The sequence below is a fragment of the Actinomycetospora lemnae genome, assembly GCF_028737315.1.
Taxonomy (GTDB): Bacteria; Actinomycetota; Actinomycetes; order Mycobacteriales; family Pseudonocardiaceae; genus Actinomycetospora; species Actinomycetospora lemnae.
In genome coordinates this window covers 301,512-317,545 of the sequence record NZ_JAQZAO010000004.1, presented here as the reverse complement: position 1 = coordinate 317,545, position 16,034 = coordinate 301,512, and the positions used below count along the sequence as shown (strand labels likewise).

General features: G+C 76.6%; 16 protein-coding genes. 8 read left to right on the top strand and 8 right to left on the bottom strand.

Going from position 1 to position 16,034, the window contains the following annotated elements:
* Positions 1-29: 29 nt before the first annotated feature.
* Positions 30-1,193, bottom strand: coding sequence for a L,D-transpeptidase (locus PGB27_RS11035; protein ID WP_332843794.1), 1,164 nt, complete (start codon positions 1,191-1,193; stop codon positions 30-32).
* Between the two features lie 261 nt (positions 1,194-1,454).
* Here PGB27_RS11035 and PGB27_RS11030 point away from each other — a divergent pair, with 261 nt between their 5' ends.
* Genes PGB27_RS11030 through PGB27_RS11020 form a run of 3 tightly spaced genes read left to right on the top strand, consistent with a single transcriptional unit; the run spans position 1,455 to position 6,137 of the window.
* A complete protein-coding gene (locus tag PGB27_RS11030) occupies positions 1,455-2,435 on the top strand; it encodes a rod shape-determining protein (protein ID WP_274200412.1) in 981 nt (326 codons plus the stop codon).
* Positions 2,436-2,475: 40 nt separating this feature from the next.
* The gene (locus PGB27_RS11025) at positions 2,476-3,135 is read left to right on the top strand and encodes a hypothetical protein (protein WP_274200411.1); all 660 of its coding nucleotides are present in this window, start codon (positions 2,476-2,478) and stop codon (positions 3,133-3,135) included.
* Positions 3,129-6,137, top strand: a complete 3,009-nt coding sequence (locus PGB27_RS11020; protein WP_274200410.1) for an FtsW/RodA/SpoVE family cell cycle protein — start codon at positions 3,129-3,131, stop codon at positions 6,135-6,137. The genes PGB27_RS11025 and PGB27_RS11020 overlap by 7 nt, the downstream gene beginning before the upstream one ends.
* 15 nt (positions 6,138-6,152) lie before the next feature.
* Here the strand turns inward: PGB27_RS11020 and PGB27_RS11015 are convergent, their stop codons facing one another.
* On the bottom strand, positions 6,153-7,205 hold the full coding sequence (locus tag PGB27_RS11015; protein WP_408630051.1) for a UDP-N-acetylmuramate dehydrogenase: 1,053 nt from the start codon (positions 7,203-7,205) through the stop codon (positions 6,153-6,155).
* A gap of 130 nt (positions 7,206-7,335) precedes the next feature.
* Between PGB27_RS11015 and PGB27_RS11010 the strand changes: the two genes are divergently transcribed.
* Both PGB27_RS11010 and purU read left to right on the top strand, forming a co-directional pair.
* Positions 7,336-7,842 (top strand): DUF2505 domain-containing protein, encoded by a 507-nt coding sequence (locus PGB27_RS11010; RefSeq protein WP_274200408.1) that lies wholly within the window; start codon positions 7,336-7,338, stop codon positions 7,840-7,842.
* Positions 7,839-8,735 carry a formyltetrahydrofolate deformylase gene (purU, locus tag PGB27_RS11005; RefSeq protein ID WP_274200407.1) on the top strand — a complete coding sequence of 299 codons (897 nt, stop codon included), beginning with the start codon at positions 7,839-7,841 and terminating at the stop codon, positions 8,733-8,735. Before PGB27_RS11010 ends, purU begins: the two co-directional genes overlap by 4 nt.
* 7 nt (positions 8,736-8,742) lie before the next feature.
* Here purU and PGB27_RS11000 read toward each other — a convergent pair whose 3' ends face one another.
* Positions 8,743-9,708, bottom strand: coding sequence for a pirin family protein (locus PGB27_RS11000; protein WP_274200406.1), 966 nt, complete (start codon positions 9,706-9,708; stop codon positions 8,743-8,745).
* A gap of 163 nt (positions 9,709-9,871) precedes the next feature.
* Between PGB27_RS11000 and PGB27_RS10995 the strand changes: the two genes are divergently transcribed.
* Positions 9,872-11,308, top strand: a complete 1,437-nt coding sequence (locus PGB27_RS10995) for a hypothetical protein (protein ID WP_274200405.1) — start codon at positions 9,872-9,874, stop codon at positions 11,306-11,308.
* A gap of 6 nt (positions 11,309-11,314) precedes the next feature.
* On the opposite strand, the gene PGB27_RS10990 is transcribed toward PGB27_RS10995, so the two are convergent.
* The 4 genes from PGB27_RS10990 to PGB27_RS10975 form a co-directional block, all read right to left on the bottom strand.
* A complete protein-coding gene (locus tag PGB27_RS10990) occupies positions 11,315-11,875 on the bottom strand; it encodes a YbaK/EbsC family protein (protein ID WP_274200404.1) in 561 nt (186 codons plus the stop codon).
* Positions 11,872-12,171, bottom strand: a complete 300-nt coding sequence (locus PGB27_RS10985; RefSeq protein WP_274200403.1) for a DUF2516 family protein — start codon at positions 12,169-12,171, stop codon at positions 11,872-11,874. The genes PGB27_RS10990 and PGB27_RS10985 overlap by 4 nt, the downstream gene beginning before the upstream one ends.
* 142 nt (positions 12,172-12,313) lie before the next feature.
* Positions 12,314-13,036 (bottom strand): hypothetical protein, encoded by a 723-nt coding sequence (locus PGB27_RS10980; RefSeq protein WP_274200402.1) that lies wholly within the window; start codon positions 13,034-13,036, stop codon positions 12,314-12,316.
* Positions 13,037-13,084: 48 nt separating this feature from the next.
* Positions 13,085-13,558, bottom strand: coding sequence for a helix-turn-helix domain-containing protein (locus PGB27_RS10975; RefSeq protein WP_274200401.1), 474 nt, complete (start codon positions 13,556-13,558; stop codon positions 13,085-13,087).
* Between the two features lie 121 nt (positions 13,559-13,679).
* Here PGB27_RS10975 and PGB27_RS10970 point away from each other — a divergent pair, with 121 nt between their 5' ends.
* Both PGB27_RS10970 and PGB27_RS10965 read left to right on the top strand, forming a co-directional pair.
* Positions 13,680-14,084: a FluC/FEX family fluoride channel gene (locus PGB27_RS10970; protein ID WP_274200400.1), complete on the top strand. Its 405-nt coding sequence runs from the start codon at positions 13,680-13,682 to the stop codon at positions 14,082-14,084.
* The gene (locus tag PGB27_RS10965) at positions 14,081-14,431 is read left to right on the top strand and encodes a fluoride efflux transporter FluC (RefSeq protein WP_274200399.1); all 351 of its coding nucleotides are present in this window, start codon (positions 14,081-14,083) and stop codon (positions 14,429-14,431) included. Before PGB27_RS10970 ends, PGB27_RS10965 begins: the two co-directional genes overlap by 4 nt.
* On the opposite strand, the gene PGB27_RS10960 is transcribed toward PGB27_RS10965, so the two are convergent.
* A complete protein-coding gene (locus tag PGB27_RS10960) occupies positions 14,428-15,897 on the bottom strand; it encodes a DUF445 domain-containing protein (RefSeq protein WP_274200398.1) in 1,470 nt (489 codons plus the stop codon). The genes PGB27_RS10965 and PGB27_RS10960 overlap by 4 nt on opposite strands.
* Between the last annotated feature and the right edge of the window lie 137 nt (positions 15,898-16,034).

Genomic DNA, 16,034 nt, shown 5'->3' with positions numbered 1-16,034 from the left:
AACGGGCTCAGGACGCGCTCAGGACGCGCTCAGGACAGCGCCGACATCCCCCGCCACTCGTCCCAGCCGATGGCCCAGTCGTAGACGTCGCCGTCGGCCGCGGAGAGCTGGACCGGCGAGCCGGTGACCTCGACCGGGTCGCCGTAGAGCGCGGTGTCGTAGTAGGCGCGCGCGTCGGCGGTGGAGAGGTTCACGCAGCCGTGGGTGACGTTGCTGGAGCCCTGGGCGCTCGCCGACGCCGGGTTGGCGTGGATGAACTCGCCGTTGTTGCTGATGCGCACGGCCCAGTGCTCGATGAGGTCGTAGCCGTACTGGGCGCTCGTCATCCGCTTGTTGTCGAACTTCTCGGTGACGACGTGCGTGCCCGAGCGCGTGATGCGGTTCGGGTCGCTGCCGAGCCCGTAGCTCGCCGGCACGTCCATGACCTGCTGCCCGTCGCGGATGACGACCATGCGGTGGCTGCCGACGTCGGCCCGCACGATCTGCGAGCGGCCGACGGTGAGGTGGCTGGTGAGGTCCTCGCGGCCGTACGCGCCCTCGCCGAGGGCGACGCCGTAGAGGTCGGCGCGCACGTCCACGACGGTGCCCGGCTGCCAGTAGTCCTTCGGGCGCCAGTGCACCCGCGAGCCCAGGGCGTCGTCGGGGAGCCAGGCCCACGAACCCTCGGTGGGCACCGAGGTGCGGATCGACAGGGCCCGCTCGGCCGCCGCCTTGTCGGTCACGGGGCCGTCGAACTGGACGACGATCGGCGCCGCGACCCCGACCGTCGCGTCGTCGGGCTGCGCGAACTGTGCGCGCACGATCCGCTGCGGGGTCACCGTGGTGAAGCCGCCGGCGACGGGGGTGACCGCGCCGTCGGCGCCCACCGCGCTGCCCGACCACGTGTAGGCCTTGCCGTAGCCCAGGGCCTCACCGGCGGTCCAGCGGTGGCCGTCGGGGCTGGTGGTGCCGGCGACGGCGCGGCCGTCGGCGCCGGTGAGGGCGACGTCGCGCAGGGTCGCGTCGGGCGCCGAGACGCTGATCTCGCCGCCGGGGTCGACGTCGGTGCGGCCCGCCGCGGCGGTCGTCGTCACGCTCGGCGGCGCGGCCGCCGACGCGCCCGGGACGGGCGGTGTCGCGCCCGCGGCGGCGCACCCCACGACGACCCCGGCGACGGCGACCAGCGCCACCAGCACGGCCAGCACTCCCTGCACGCGTCCCAACCGACGAGCACCTCATTCCTGATCGATCCCGAAGCTCAGACGTCAGCGTCGGGCCCGGGGTTGTCCGCACCGGTCGGCACTCACACGGGTGGCGCAGTGACGGGGATCGCGGTCGCCCGGTCACCGGGCGGTCGCGGCGGGAGGGACCTTCGGGTCCCCCCGGGAGGGACATCGACCCTGCCCGAGGCCCCTCAGCGCTCGTAGCGTCGTCCGCCGCCGGGCAGCGCGGGTGCAGCGCAAGGGGGGGTCGGGGTGGCGGACATCGGCATCGATCTGGGGACGGGGACGACGGTGGTGTGCCACCCCCGGGACGGGGTGGTCCACGACGAACCGTCGTTGCTCGTGGAGTGGCCGACACGCCGGGGGCGGGAGCTGATCCTCGGCAGCGACGCCGCGGCCCTCGAGGGGCGGACACCTGCCGGGGCCCGGGTCGGCCGGCCGGTCCGTGGCGGAGCGGTCACCGATCTCTCGCTCGTCCGGACCTACCTGCACGAGCTCCTGCGGCGCACGTCCCGGAGCCGGTGGCGCGTCCGGCGCCCGCACGCCGTGCTGAGCTGCCCGGTGGAGGCGACACCACTGGAGCGCCGGGCGCTCGTGGAGGCGGCCGAGGAGGCCGGGCTCGGGCACGTCGACCTCCTCCCGGCGCCGCTGGCCGCCGCCCTCGGCTGCGGGCTCGACCTCACCGACGCCCGGGTCCAGGCCGTGGCCGACGTCGGCGCGGGCACCGCGGAGATCGCGGTCTTCTGCCGCGGCACCGTGCTGACCCGCCGGTCCTGCCGCCACGCCGGCGACGAGATGACGGCCGCCGTGCGCACCCACCTGCGCGAGCACCACGGCCTGCACCTCTCCGAGGCGGCCGCCGACGCGCTGAAGGTCGGGGCCTCGTCGACCCGCGAGCCCCTCCCCGCCGAGGGCCGGGACGTGGCGACCGGGCGGCCCCGGGTGGTCACGGTCGAGGTCGCCGAGGTCGAGGCGGCCGTGGCGCCCGTCGTGCGCCGTGCGGTGGCCGCCCTCGGCGGTTTCCTCGAGGAGCTCCCCGTCGCCGGCGTCCCGGACCTCCTCGCCGGTGGCGTGGTGCTCGCCGGTGGCAGCGCCCTCGCGCCCCACGTGCGTGACGACCTCGAGGCCGCGCTCGGCTTCCCCGTCAAGGTGCCCGAGCGGCCGCGGACCTGCGTCGCCGAGGGCCTGGCCCTCGCCGGTGGGCGCTCCGCACGGCGCCCCCTGCCCGCCTGACACGACCACCTCCGACCCGACCGAGCTCCCGGACGCCACGGTGACCACTGCCCCCGGCCGCCCGCACGGCCCCCTCCCGCCCGCCGCCGACGTCGACCGCCCCGCTGCCGCGCTCCCCGCGGACCGGGTGGTGCCCGCCCCGTCGTTCCCGCCGCCGCGCCCACCCCGCGACGTCCGCGCCGGCGCCGCCCGCCTCTGGCGCCGGACCTGGCCCTGGCTCGTCGCGGTGGCCGCGGTCGTGCTCGTGGTCGGCGTCGAGCTCGCCCTGCTGCGCGGCCGCATCGAGGCCGACCTGGCGCGTCTGCACGCCGCGGGCGGCGCTCCGGCCCCGAGCGACTCCGTCCCGCTCCCGGCGCTGCCCCCGGTGCCCGTGGTCGCGCCCCCGGCGGCGGGGGACGTCGACGCCGTGCGGCTCCGTGTGGTCGATCCCCCGTGCCGCCCGGGCGCCGCCTGCACCGTCCTCGTCGCGGTCGACCGTCGCCCCGGCGCCGTCGCGGTGCCGTCGCCCTGGACGCTCGTCGTCGCCGACCGCTGCGGCGGAGGGGTCGTCCCCCTCGCGTCGGGGACGAGCCCGGGGACCGCCTACGGGACCGCCACCGCCCTCGTGCCGCCCGGGCGCGCCCTCGCCCTCGTCGCCGTCACGGACGGGCCCTCCCGCGCCGCCTCCGAGCCCGTCGCGATCGGGGCCGGACCGTGCTGAGCGACGAGACGGACGACTGGGGCGAGCCCGCGCCACGCCGCGCGGCCCCCGGCGAGGACTGGGGGCGGGGGCGCCGCCGGCCCCGGCTGCCACGCGCCCTGCGCCGGCTCGCCCGCCGGCCCGGCCGCCCGAGCCGGGCCGACCGCACCGAGCAGCGGCGGGCCCGCGCCCGGGCACGGGAGGAGCGCGGCGCCGAACCGCCCCGCGCGGCCTGGGGCGACGGCCTCGCCGTCCTGGCGGCGATCGTCCTGGTCGTCCTGGGCGCGGCGAACCTCGCGGCCATCGGCGAGGCGGAGGCGACCACCACGAAGCTCGTGACCGGCGGGCTGGGCCTCGCGGTCCTCGTCCTGCTCGCGGGGCGACGGCGGTCGGTCACCCCGGCACTGGCCTGGACGGTCTACGGCACGACGCTGGCGTTGCTGCTCGCCGTCCTCGTCGTGGGGCGGGAGGTGAACGGCGCCCGGCGCTGGCTCGCCGTCGGCGGGATCACCCTGCAGCCGTCCGAGCTCGCGAAGATCGCCGTCCCCCTCGTGCTGGCCGCCGTCCTCACCCGCGGCCGCCCCGGCTGGCTGCGCTTCGCCGTGGCGCTCCCGCTCGCGATGGTGCCGATCGTGCTCGTCGCCGACCAGCCCGACCTGTCCACGGCCACGCTGCTGACCCTCACGGCGGCCGCCGTCCTCGTGATCGCCCGGGTCCCCACCCGGTACCTGCTGCCGGTGCTCGCGGCGGCGGTCGTGGCCGCCCCGCTCGCGGTCGGGCTCCTGCGCGACTACCAGGTCGCGCGCCTCGGCACCTTCCTCACCGGCTCCCAGTCCGCCGAGGGGCCGGGGTGGGCCGTGCGCCAGGCACGGCTCGCGATCGCCCGGGGCGGCTGGTGGGGCGACCGGAGCGACCCGGTCCACCTCCTCGCCGCCCGCTACCTGCCCGAGCGCCAGACCGATCTCGCCCTCGCCTCGCTCGCCTCGGGCTGGGGCGCGGTCGCGGCGGCCCTCGCGCTGCTGGCCGGGCTCGTCATCGTGTGGCGGTGCGTGCTGGGGGCGAGGGCGCCGCGCAGCGCCACCGGCCGTCTGCTCTGCGCGGGCTTCGCCGTCCTGCTCGCCGTCGAGCTCGTCGTCTCGACCGGCGGCAACCTGGGCCTCCTGCCCGTCGCCGGGGTGCCCTTCCCCATCCTGTCGGGCGGCGGCACCGCGACGGTCGTGCACCTCGCGGCGCTCGGCCTCGCGATCGGCTGCCGCCGCGACGGGGCGCGCCGCCCCCTGTGGACGCCCGCCGCGCGGGGCCGTCCCCGGCTCGCGCGCACCACCGTCGCGGCCCTGACCGTCGTGCTCGTGGCGTTCGCGTCGTTCGGCGCGGGCGTGGTGCGGGACCCGGTGGCGGCCGCGGCGAGCGTCGACCAGATGACCCGGTGCGTCACGATCCCGGCGCCCCGCGGGGCCGTGGTCGACCGGCACGGCACGCTCCTCGCCGCCGACGCCGGGGACCGCGGCGTCCGCCTCGCCCCGGCGCTGCTGCGTCGCGATCCGGCCGCCGTCGACCGGCTGGCCGCGCTGCTCGGCCGGTCGCCCGCCGAGCTCCACGCGCTGATCGCCGGCGCCCCCGACACGGTCGTGGGGCTGGACGCCGGGACGGTGTCCGGGCCGGTCGGCGACACCGTGGCCGGCGCCGGGCTGCCGGGCGTCGTCGTCGTGCCCGCACCCCGCCGCTCCTACCCCACCGGCCCGGTGCTCGCCCCCGTGCTCGGCTGGGTCGGCCTCGCGACCCCGACGCAGACCGCGTGGCACCCCGACCTCGATCCCCGGGGCACGACGGGCCGCGCGGGCGTCGAGCAGAGCTACGACGCCGTCCTGCGCGGGGTACCGGGCGAGCAGTGCTACTGGGTCGATCCGGGCGGGCGTCCGGTCTCGGCCGCCGCACGGCGGGAGCCGGTGCCCGGGTCGACGCTCACCCTGACCATCGACCTCGGCGTGCAGCGGCGCCTGGTGGCGGACGTCGCCGCCTCGCTCGCCGGCAGCCCGCGGGGCGCGGTCGGCGGCGCGGTGGCGATGGATCCGCGCAGCGGCGCCGTGCTCGCCCTGGCCAGCTGGCCCAGCCACGACAACGCGCTGTACGGGCCCCCGCTCGACGCCGACGCCCTCCGGGCCGCGTCGCGGGCTCCCGGCACCCCGATGCTCAACCACGCCATCGCCTCGGCCCTGCCGCCGGGCTCCACCTACAAGCTGGTCAACGCCACGGCGAACATGGTGCACCCGGTGTTCCCCCCGGACCGGGTCATCCCCACCGGCGGGAGCTTCACCTACGGGAGCCACACGTTCGGCAACTGGCGCGTGCTGCCACCGCAGGACATGGTGGACGCGATCGCCTGGTCGAACGACGTCTACTTCTACAAGCTCGCGCTCGGGCTCGGGCCGGACGCCATGATCGACACCGCGCGCGCCCTCGGCGTCGGGCAGCCCACCGGCATCGACCTGCCCGGGGAGAGCCCCGGCTACCTCGGCACCCCCGCGAGCGTCACGGCCGCCGGCGGCACCTGGTACCCCGGGTCGACGGTCATCCTCGGCATCGGGCAGGGGCCGATCCTGGCGACCCCGCTCCAGACGGCGCGGTGGACGGCCGCCGTCGCCACCGGAGCGCTGGTCACGCCCCACGTCGGGATGGCGGTGGGCACCGGCCCGACGGCGACGGTCCTGCCGCACCCGGCCCCGACCCCGCTGCCCTTCGCCGACCGGCTCGGGCCGGTGCGCGACGGGATGCGGGCGGTGGTGACCTCCGGGACCGGCCGGGCGCTGGGCAGCGCCGGCATCACGGTGGCGGCGAAGTCGGGCACCGCCGAGGACCCCTCGGTCCCGGGCGGCGGCGTGGACGACTGGATGACCGCCGTGGCCCCGGCCGACGCCCCGGACATCGTGGTCACCGCGCTCGCGCAGCGGCCCGACACCGGCAGCTCCCGGACCGCGGGCGTCGTCGCCTCCACGCTCCGGGCGCACGGCGCGACCGTGCCGTAGCCCGCCGGGCACGCGTCACAACGCGCAGGACACCAGCACGGGCTCGGGCTGCAGCACCAGGCCGAAGGCGGCGTCGACCCGGTCGCGGACGTCGCGGGCGAGCGCGAGCAGGTCGTCGGTGGTACCGCCGCCGCGGTGGGTCAGGGCGAGCGTGTGCTTGGTCGAGACGCGCACGGGGGCGTGCTCCCCCGGGTGCCCGCGGGGCACGCCGGCGCGCTCGATGAGGGCGGCGGCGGAGAGCTTGACGCGCCCGTCGAGCTGCGGCCACGCGGTGACGGGGTGCTGGCCCGCCGCCTCGGTGCGCGCCGCGACCCGGGCCGCCGTCTCCGCGTCCACGACGGGGTTCATGAAGAACGAGCCCGCGCTGCGGCTGTCGGCGTCGTCCGGATCGATCACCATGCCCTTGCGGCGGCGCAGCCCCAGCACCGCCTCGCGGGCCGCGGCGACCGGCACGCGGGTCCCGGGCTCGACGTCGAGGGCCTTGGCGAGCTCGGCGTAGCGGATCGGGGCCGAGAGCCCGTCGGTCGTCAGCCGGAACCGCACGCCCAGCACGATCTCGCCGTCGACGTTGCGGTCGCCCTTGAGGCGGCTCGTGCGGTAGCCGAGGCCCAGGTCGGCGGCGGGCACGGGGCCGCGGCGGCCGGTCCGGCGCGCGTAGAGGTCGACGTCGACGAGCACGTCGGCGACCTCCACGCCGTACGCGCCGACGTTCTGCACGGGCGTCGCGCCGGTGCGCCCCGGGATGCCCGAGAGGCACTCGAGCCCGCCGAGGCCCTCGGCGACGGTGTCGGCGACGAACGCGTCCCAGTCGTGGCCGGCCTCGACGTGCACGACCGCCGAGTCGGCGTCGCGGTGCACGACGTGGTGCCCCTGCGTGTCGATCACGAGCGCGGTGCCGGCGAACCCGGCGTCGCCGACGACCAGGTTCGACCCGCCGCCCACCAGCAGCAACGGCTCGCCCGCCCCGTCGGCGGCCCGGGCCCGGGCGACGACCTCGTCGGCGGTGCGGGCGCGCACGAGCCGCCGCGCGGGCCCGCCGAGGCCGAGCGTGGTGTGCGGCGCGAGCAGCGTCGCGGGGTCGACCTCGCCCCCTTCGGAGCGGGCGGACGTGCTCGCGGGTGCCGCTGCTGGTGTCCCTGCTGGTGTCACTGCTGCCGTCGGACCGGGTGCCACGCCCTCCGACGGTAACCTGCCGCGCGTGCCACGCCGCATCGCCCACCGCGCCACCTGGGACGCCCCCGCCGAGGAGGTGTACGCGCTGCTGGTCGACGCCGACCACCTGCGCGCCCGCCTCGCCGAGCTGGGCGGCAACGACCCGGCGCTGCTCGAGCACCACGTCGACGACGCCGGGGCGCGCCTGCGGCTACGCCACTCGGTGCCCGTCGAGTTCCTGCCCTCGGCCGTCCGCCGCTTCACCGGCGACGACCTCGTGCTCGACCGCGTCGAGACCTGGACCCCCCGCGGCGGCGGTGGCTACGACGGCACCTTCGAGGTGACGGTGCGTGGGCTGCCCGGGTCGATGACCGGGAAGCAGCGCCTCGAGGACGCAGGCGGCGGGTCGGTCATCGAGGTCGAGGGCGAGGCGGCGGTGAACGTCCCGATGGTCGGCGGGCGGATCGAGGGCGTCGTCGTCGAGCAGGTGGACCAGTTGCTCGACGCCGAGGACGACTTCACGCGCCGCCGGCTGGCCCGGGACCGCTCGTGAGCCGCCGGCTCGTCATCACGCTGAGCTGCCCCGACCGCACCGGCATCGTCGCCACCATCACCGGGCGGCTGGCCGGGCTCGGCGCCTCGATCACCGAGGCGGCCTACCACGCCGACACCGCGGCCGGCTGGTTCGTGACGCGCCAGGTGGTCGACGCCGCGTCCGTGCCGGGCGGCGCCGACGTGCTGCGGGCCGTGATCGGGCAGGTCGCGGCCGAGCTCGAGGTGCCCGGCGGCGAGCCGGTCGCGTGGCGGGTGCGCGACACCAGCGAGACGCCGCGCGTGGTCATCCTGGTCAGCAAGGAGTCGCACTGCCTGCACGACCTGCTCGGACGGGTCTGGGGTGGCGAGCTCGACATGGACGTGCGGGCGGTCGTCGGCAACCACGAGGTGCTGCGGCCGGTCGCCGCGGCGCACGGCGTGCCGTTCCACCACGTGCCGTTCCCGTCGCGCGCCGAGGACGACGAGCAGCGCACCGGCCGCGACGCCGCGTTCGCCCAGGTCGCCGAGATCGTCGACGCCCACGATCCGGCCGCGGTGGTGCTGGCGCGGTTCATGCAGGTCCTGACCCCGGCGCTGTGCGACCGCTGGGCGGGCCGGGCGATCAACATCCACCACAGCTTCCTGCCCTCGTTCATGGGCGCGCGCCCGTACCACCAGGCGCACGCCCGCGGGGTCAAGCTCGTCGGGGCGACCTGCCACTACGTGACGCCCGACCTCGACGCCGGCCCGATCATCGAGCAGGACGTCAGCCGCGTGGACCACGCCGACACCCCGGAGGACATGGTCCGCCGGGGCCGCGACGTCGAGAAGCTCGTGCTGGCCCGCGGGCTGCGCGCCCACCTGGAGGACCGCGTCCAGGTGCACGCGGGCCGGACGGTGGTGTTCCGGTAGCGGTCCGTCAGACGCGCTCGGCGGGGATCGCGCCGAGGCGGCCGGCGTGGAAGTCGACCATCGCCTCGCGGACCTCCTGCTGGGTGTTCATGACGAACGGCCCGCCCCACGCCACCGGCTCGCGGATCGGGCGCCCGCCGAGCAGGACCACCTCGAGCTTCGGGTGCCGTCCCTCCTGACCGGGGTCGGCGGCCACGCGCAGCGACTCGCCGGGGCCGAACACCGCGAGCTGCCCGGTGCGCACGGGTCGGCGCTCGGCGCCCACCGTGCCGTCGCCGGACAGCACGTAGACCAGCGCGTTCTGCTCGGGGTCCCACGGCAGGTGCAGCTGCGCGCCGGGCTCCAGGGAGGCGTGGGCCATGGTCATCGGCGTGTACGTCGACCCCGGGCCGGCGTGCCCGGCGACCTCGCCGGCGATGACGCGCACGAGCGTGCCGGCGTCCGCGCTGGTCAGCAGCGCGGCGGCGCCGGAGCGGAGGTCCTGGTAGCGGGGCTGCGCCCACTTCTGCGCGCGCGGGAGGTTCACCCACAGCTGCAGGCCGTGGAACAGCCCGCCCGACGCGACCAGCGACTCCGGCGGCCGCTCGATGTGCAGGACGCCGCCGCCGGCGGTCATCCACTGCGTGTCGCCGTTGGTGATCAGCCCGCCGCCGCCGTGGTTGTCGGCGTGCTCGAAGGTGCCGTCGATGATGTAGGTGACGGTCTCGAACCCGCGGTGCGGGTGCCACGCCGTGCCCTTGGGCTCGCCGGGCGCGTACTCCACCTCGCCCATCTGGTCCATGTGGATGAAGGGGTCGAGCAGGGCGAGGTCGACGCCCGCGAAGGCGCGGCGGACCGGGAAGCCCTCGCCCTCGTAGCCCTGCGGGGCGGTGGTGATCGAGTGGACGCCCCGCTCGGTGACGCCGACCCGGGGGCCGTCGGGCTCGGGGATGCGGGGCAGGACCGTCAGGTCGGCGACCGTCAGCGCGGGCATCGTCCCTCCTTGTTGAACCTTCAATGTAGCGTCCGGAACGCCCCCTCGCCTGCGCCGATTCCCGGAGCGACGAGATCACGGATTCTGCGCCGGATGTCTCCTCAGGCACGCACGATCGGGCTACGGTCCGCGTGGCGAGGTCGGGTGGGCGGGGGAGGCGGCCGTGGCGGGCGACGACGAGATCCGGCACGACGGCCCGGCCGCCCCGCCGGGCCCCGACTCCCGGGCCACCGAGGTCCACCCCACCGCCGACAGCGCGCCCACCACGGCGACCCCGCCCGGCGCCTGGACGCCCGGGGCGGCGGGCCCGGTCGGCGCCGCCGGTGCCGCCGGCGCGGCGAGCTCGCCGTGGGGCTCGTCCGCCTCGTCCACCGGCCCCGTCCCGGGCGACCAGCACGGCTACCCGGGCCAGCAGGGCTACGGCCAGCAGGGATACGGCCCGCCGACGAACCCGGGCACGGCGCCCTTCACCGGCTACGGCCCGCAGGCCGGCTACCCCGGACCGTCGGGACCTCCCGGACCCGGCGGTCCGGGAGGTCCCGGCGGCTGGCCCGGTCAGTGGGGCCCGCCACCGAGCGGTCCGGGCGGGCCCGGCCAGCAGGGCGGGCCGCCGCGCCGGCGCCGGTGGATCATCCCCGTCGCGGCGGCCGTGGTGCTGCTCCTCGTCCTCGGCACCGTGCTGTTCGTCGTCACCCGCCCGGCCTCGCCGTCGGCAACGCTCGAGGCCACGGTCGCCGACGTGCGCGGCTGGGAGGGCGTGACGTACGGCGGGCGGATCGACGACGACCAGGGCGGGCAGGCGACGCTCGAGGTCGTCGTCGACAGCGCCGGCCACGCCACCGGCTCCGTCACCCGCGACGCGGGCGGGCGCGCGGAGTTCGTCGTCGCCGGCGACGAGCAGGCCCTGCGCGGCGACCGCGCCTGGTGGGAGGGGCGCACCGCCGGCCGTCCCGAGCTCGCCGAGCGCCTCGACGGCGTGTGGCTCTCCGACGCCTACCCCGAGCTGCCGGCCGGGCTGCCGACCTGGGCGGTGGCGCCCGGCGCGCTCGCGGACCGCATCGCCGCCCCCGACGTGGGCGAGCAGGAGCAGGGCGTCGTGGTCGACGGGCGGGAGGCGCGCGTCCTCACGCCCGGCACCGACGGCCGCAGCGTCACGGTGGTCGACGGCGAGCCGCCGGCGCTCGTGGCCGTCGAGCTCCCCGGCTTCGGCAGCGGCCGCGAGGGCCCGGTGACGGTGGCGCGGGCCGACCCCGCGCGGCTGCAGGAGCTGCAGACGCTGGTGGGCCAGGTGCCGTCGATGAAGAGCTACATCGTCGCCATCACCGAGCGCCCGCAGATCGCGCTGACCCTCGAGGGTGGCGAGAACACCTGCCGCACCCCGACCTGCACCGTCACCGCGCGCCTGGTCAACAGCGGCACCCTCGCCACGAGCGGGACGATCGTCGTCACCCTCAACGACGTCGAGGTGGCCCGGCACCCGTTCCGCTCCGACCCCGGGTCGAACCTGGCGTTCCCGACCTCCGCGCCCAACCCCGTCTACGACCAGCCCGGCGCGTCGGTCAGCGTGCTGTGGCGGGCGCGGGTCGAGGGCGGGCGGTAGGCCGGCTCAGCGACCCAGTCCCTCGGTCGCCTCGGCGCCGGGCAGCTCGCCCAGGACCGCGCCGGGCACGAGGAGCTTGCTCGCGCGCACTCCGCTGCCCACGACGACCGCCGGCGTGGCGAGGACGGCGGTGTCGACGAGCACCGGCCAGTCCGCCGGCGCGCCGAACGGGGTGATGCCGCCGTAGGCCATGCCGGTGAGCGCGACCGCCTCGTCCATCGGCGCGAACGATGCCTTCCGCACGTCGAGGCGCCGGCGGACCACGGTGTTGACGTCGGCGCGGGTGGTCGCGAGGACGACGCACGCGGCGTACCGGCGCTCCCCGGAGCGCGCGCCGGCGACGACGACGCAGTTGGCCGACGCCTCGAGCGGCGAGCCGTAGGCCGCGCAGAAGGCGGCGGTGTCGGCGAGCTCGGGGTCGATGGCCGCGACCAGGCAGTCCGCGGCCTGCTCGGCGGGCAGCGCGCGCAGGGCGGCGGCGACCGGCTCGGCGAGCAGGTCGGGGCGGTCGAGGGCGGGCTCCGGCGCGAGCGACCCGGCGATGGCGCGGGCGGCCGCCGCGGTCACCAGCGCGGGCCCTGCTGGATCTCCACGACCCGCGGCCGCACGTCGACGATGTAGATGAGCACGGCGATGATGCCGACCAGCCAGAGGAAGCTGTACGGCCCGCTGGTGGAGATGGCGAGGATCGCGAGGCCGACGCCGGTGATCGCGCACCAGACCGGCTTGGTCAGCTTGTCGGCGGCCGTGAAGGCGTCGGAGCGCTGCATCAGGGCGTGCACGAAGGCGTACAGACCCACCGGGATGCCCAGCAGCCACAGCACCAGCAGCACGTAGCCGTCGAGGTTGTAGAGCACCGACACGCCCCCACAGTACGTCCCCTCCTCGGATGGGCGACAGGCGCGCGGCCGAGAGCGGACACACGACGGCCCCGGGACGACGGAGCGTCCCGGGGCCGTACGGACCAGCGGTGTCACCACGGCGTCACGGCCGGGTGCGCGGGGTTCAGCTCTTCGGGGCCTTCTTGGCGCCGCCCGCGGTGGCCGCGGACTTGGGGGCGTTCTTCGGGCCCTGCTTCTTCGGGGCGGTGCGGGCCGCGGCCTTGCGGGTCGTGCTCCGGGTCTCGGAGGCGACCTCGTCACCGGCCTCCTTGATCTCCTCGGAGAGCTCGGTGCCGGCCTCGGCCACGTTCTCGGCGGCCTCGGCGCTCACGCGCTGGGCGGTGCGGGCGGCGCGCTCGCCCACCGAGCGGGTCTGGCGCGTGACCGTGGCGAGGGCGTCCTCACCGCGGACGCGGACACCCTCGACGGCGTCCTCGAGACGGCTCTCGATCTCGGTCTGGACCTGGTCCACGGTGTCGAGCGCCTGCTTGACCTGCGGCTGCGCCTTGATGCCGTGGTAGGTGACCTCGCCGCGCTTGATGAGGTCGGCGTAGACGCTGCGGACGGCGGCGAGGTAGCTGTCGACGAGGCGACGGAAGTCCTCGGCGGTCAGCTTGGAGCGCAGCTCCTGCAGCTCGGCCGGGAGGTCCTCGACGCGGGCCTGCACCTCGGTGGCGCCGGCCTGCACGCGGCTGACCGCGTCACGGGCGGCGGCGACGGCGGCGTCGCCGAGGCCGAGGACGGCCAGGGCCGGGTGGCGCAGCGGGTCGATGGCGTCCGAGACGACCTTGTTGGCCTGGTCGCGGGCCTCGCGGACGTCGAACTTGGTCGGGAAGGTGACCGGCATGGTCGTCTCCGTTCCTGTCTCGGGTACTGCGGTACGTGGTCTGGTGGGTCAGGACGACCGGCGCCCCGCGTCGGTGGGTGTGACTCCCCCGACGTCGGTCCCGGCGTCCTGCGGCCCGGTGGCGGCGCTGCTCACGGCCGCACTGGTCTCGGCGACGTTGCCGCGGCGGAAGGACTCGTAGATGTCGGTGAGCACCTGCTTCTGGCGCTCCGACAGGTCCGGGTCCGCGGCCACGGCGTCCAGCACCGGTGAGGACTCCCGGGGCTCGAGAATCCCGGCGCGGACGTACAGCGCCTCGGCGGAGATCCGCAGGCCGGTCGCGATCTGGGCCAGGATCTCGGCGGACGGCTTGCGCAGTCCACGCTCGATCTGGCTCAGGTACGGGTTGCTGATCCCCGCGACCTTCGCGAGCTGACGGAGGCTCACCTCCGCGCCCTCGCGCTGCCGGCGGATGTAGGCCCCGATGTCCTCGACGGCCTGGCCGATCTTCTCGACCCCGTCCGTGCCCGACACCGGAACCATCCCCTCCGAACTCGCTGACACCCACGCTAACACATGTGCTAGCTCGTGCAAGCACTCTGCTTGCGCTGGTCACGTGGCCTGTCGCACACACGGATGGGTGACGGGCTAGGTTCGACCGCCGATGCCGCAGAGCCCGTTCGCCCCAGGTCAGGGGCCCGTCGTGGCCACCGTCGCCGCCGGTGGCGTGGTCGGTTCGCTCGCCCGCTGGGGCGTCGGGCTCGCCCTGCCGACCCCGCCCGGCGGCTTCCCGTGGGCCACGTTCGGCGTCAACGTCCTGGGCAGCCTGCTCATGGGCGTGCTCGTCGTCGTCGCCGCGGCCCGCACGACGCACCCCCTCGCCCGCCCGTTCCTCGGGGTCGGCGTCCTCGGCGGCTTCACGACGTTCTCGACGTTCGCCGTGGACGCGGACCTCCTGCTCGCCGGCGGGCACCGGGCGACCGCGCTCGCCTACCTCGCCGCCACGGTCGTCGCCGCCGTCGGGGCGGCGGCTCTCGGCGCGGTGCTCGCCCGGCGGGTGACCGCGTGACCGCGCTGCTCGTCGCGCTCGGCGCGGCGGTCGGGGCGCCGATCCGCTACCTCGCCGGCCGCCTGCTGACGCCCGTCCGCGCCGGCGCGGTCCCGTGGGGGACGTTCGCCGTCAACGTCGGGGCGTCGTTCGTGCTCGGCCTCGTGCTCGGCGGTCCCGCCCCGCACGGCGTGGTCGCGCTGGTCGGCATCGGGTTCTGCGGAGCGCTCTCGACGTGGTCGACGCTCGCCGCCGAGACCGTGCGGCTGCTGCAGGAGCACGCCCGCGCCACCGGCCTCGTCTACGTGGTGGCGTCGACGCTCGTCGGGCTCGGCGCGGCGGCGCTGGGCCTGGTCCTCGGCGGCTAGACCAGCAGCTCGCCCACCGAGTAGATGACCAACCCCGCGAGCGCGCCGACGAGGGTGCCGTTGATGCGGATGAACTGGAGGTCGCGCCCGACCTGCAGCTCCACCTTGCGCGAGGTCTCCGGGCCGTCCCAGCGCGCGACCGTGTCGGAGATCAGCGTCGAGATCTCCGACGAGTAGCGGCCGACGACGTAGGAGGCGGCGTCGACGATCCAGCCGTCGATCTTGTCGCGGAGGTCGGCGTCGGTGTCGAGGCGCTCACCGAACCGGCCGATGCCGTCGGTGACCCGCAGCCGCAGCTGCGACGACGGGTCCTCGGCGGCGTCGAGCAGCATCGCCTTGCCGGTCGCCCAGGCCCGCGAGATCAGCGCCTGGACGTCGGGGTGCTCGAGCAGCTGCTGCTTGATGGCCTCGACCCGCTCGCCGGTCTCCGGGTCGTCCTGCAGGTCGGCGGCGAAGGAGACGAGGAAGCGGTCGATGGCCTTGCGCAGCGGGTGGTCCTGGTCGGACTTCACCGCCCAGGCGAAGGACAGCGCCTCCGCGTAGAGCCGGTCGGCGATGAGCCCGTCGACGAACCGAGGCGACCAGCTCGGCGCCTGCTTGCTGACCAGCGCCATCACGGTCTCGTGGTTGTTGCGCACCCAGTCGTACGCGCGGTCGCAGATGAGGTCGACGAGCCGGCGGTGCGACCCGTCGGCGAGCACGCCCGCGAGCAGCCGGCCCAGCGGCGGCCCCCAGGGCTGCGCGACCACCCGGCGCGTCACGGCCTGGTCGACCACGGCCTGGATCTCGTCGTCGCGCAGCACCGTGACCGCGCCGCGCACCACCGTCGCGAGCTCGGCGGTGACCCGCTCGGCGTTGCCCCGCGTCGCGAGCCAGCCGCCCAGGCGCGCGGAGATCCGGGCCGCGCGCAGCTTCTCGCCGACCACCCGCGGCGCGAGGAAGTTCCCGCCGACGAAGTCGGACAGGGCCGCCCCGAGCTGGTCCTTCTTGCGCGGGATGAGCGCGGTGTGCGGGATCTTGATGCCGAGCGGGTGGCGGAAGAGCGCCGTCACCGCGAACCAGTCGGCGAGCCCGCCGACCATGCCGGCCTCGGCGGCCGCGCGCACGTAGCCCGTGAACGCCGGGCCGCCGTTGCGCTCCCAGAGCAGGAAGACCACCCAGACGACCGCGGCGCCGAGCAGGAACGACAGCGCGACGGCCTTCATGCGGCGCAGGCGGGCGCGCTTCTCCGGGTCGTCGACGAAGCCGGTCGGCGTGCTCGCCTCGCCGCTCGGGCTCCCGGCCCCCGGCCGCCGCGCGGACGGACCGGGCCGGGCATCATCGGCCGCACCACCGGCGGCATCAGCGCGACCGGCGGGCACCGGCCGCAGGACGGGCTCGGTCGGCGGGTCGAGGTCCGCACGGCTCCCGAGCGAGCTCCCGGCCGAGCTCCCGGGCGAGGGGTCCGGCCCCTGGGCGGTCTGCACGTCCTCCAGTGTCCCACCGGCCCCGCGCGGCGCCGCGCCGAGCGAGCGCCGCCGACGGGTCGAGGCCGGACGGACGAGACGTGGGTCACGGCACATCCGTCCCCCGCTGGGGTGAACCGAGGCACCGCCCGGCGCGA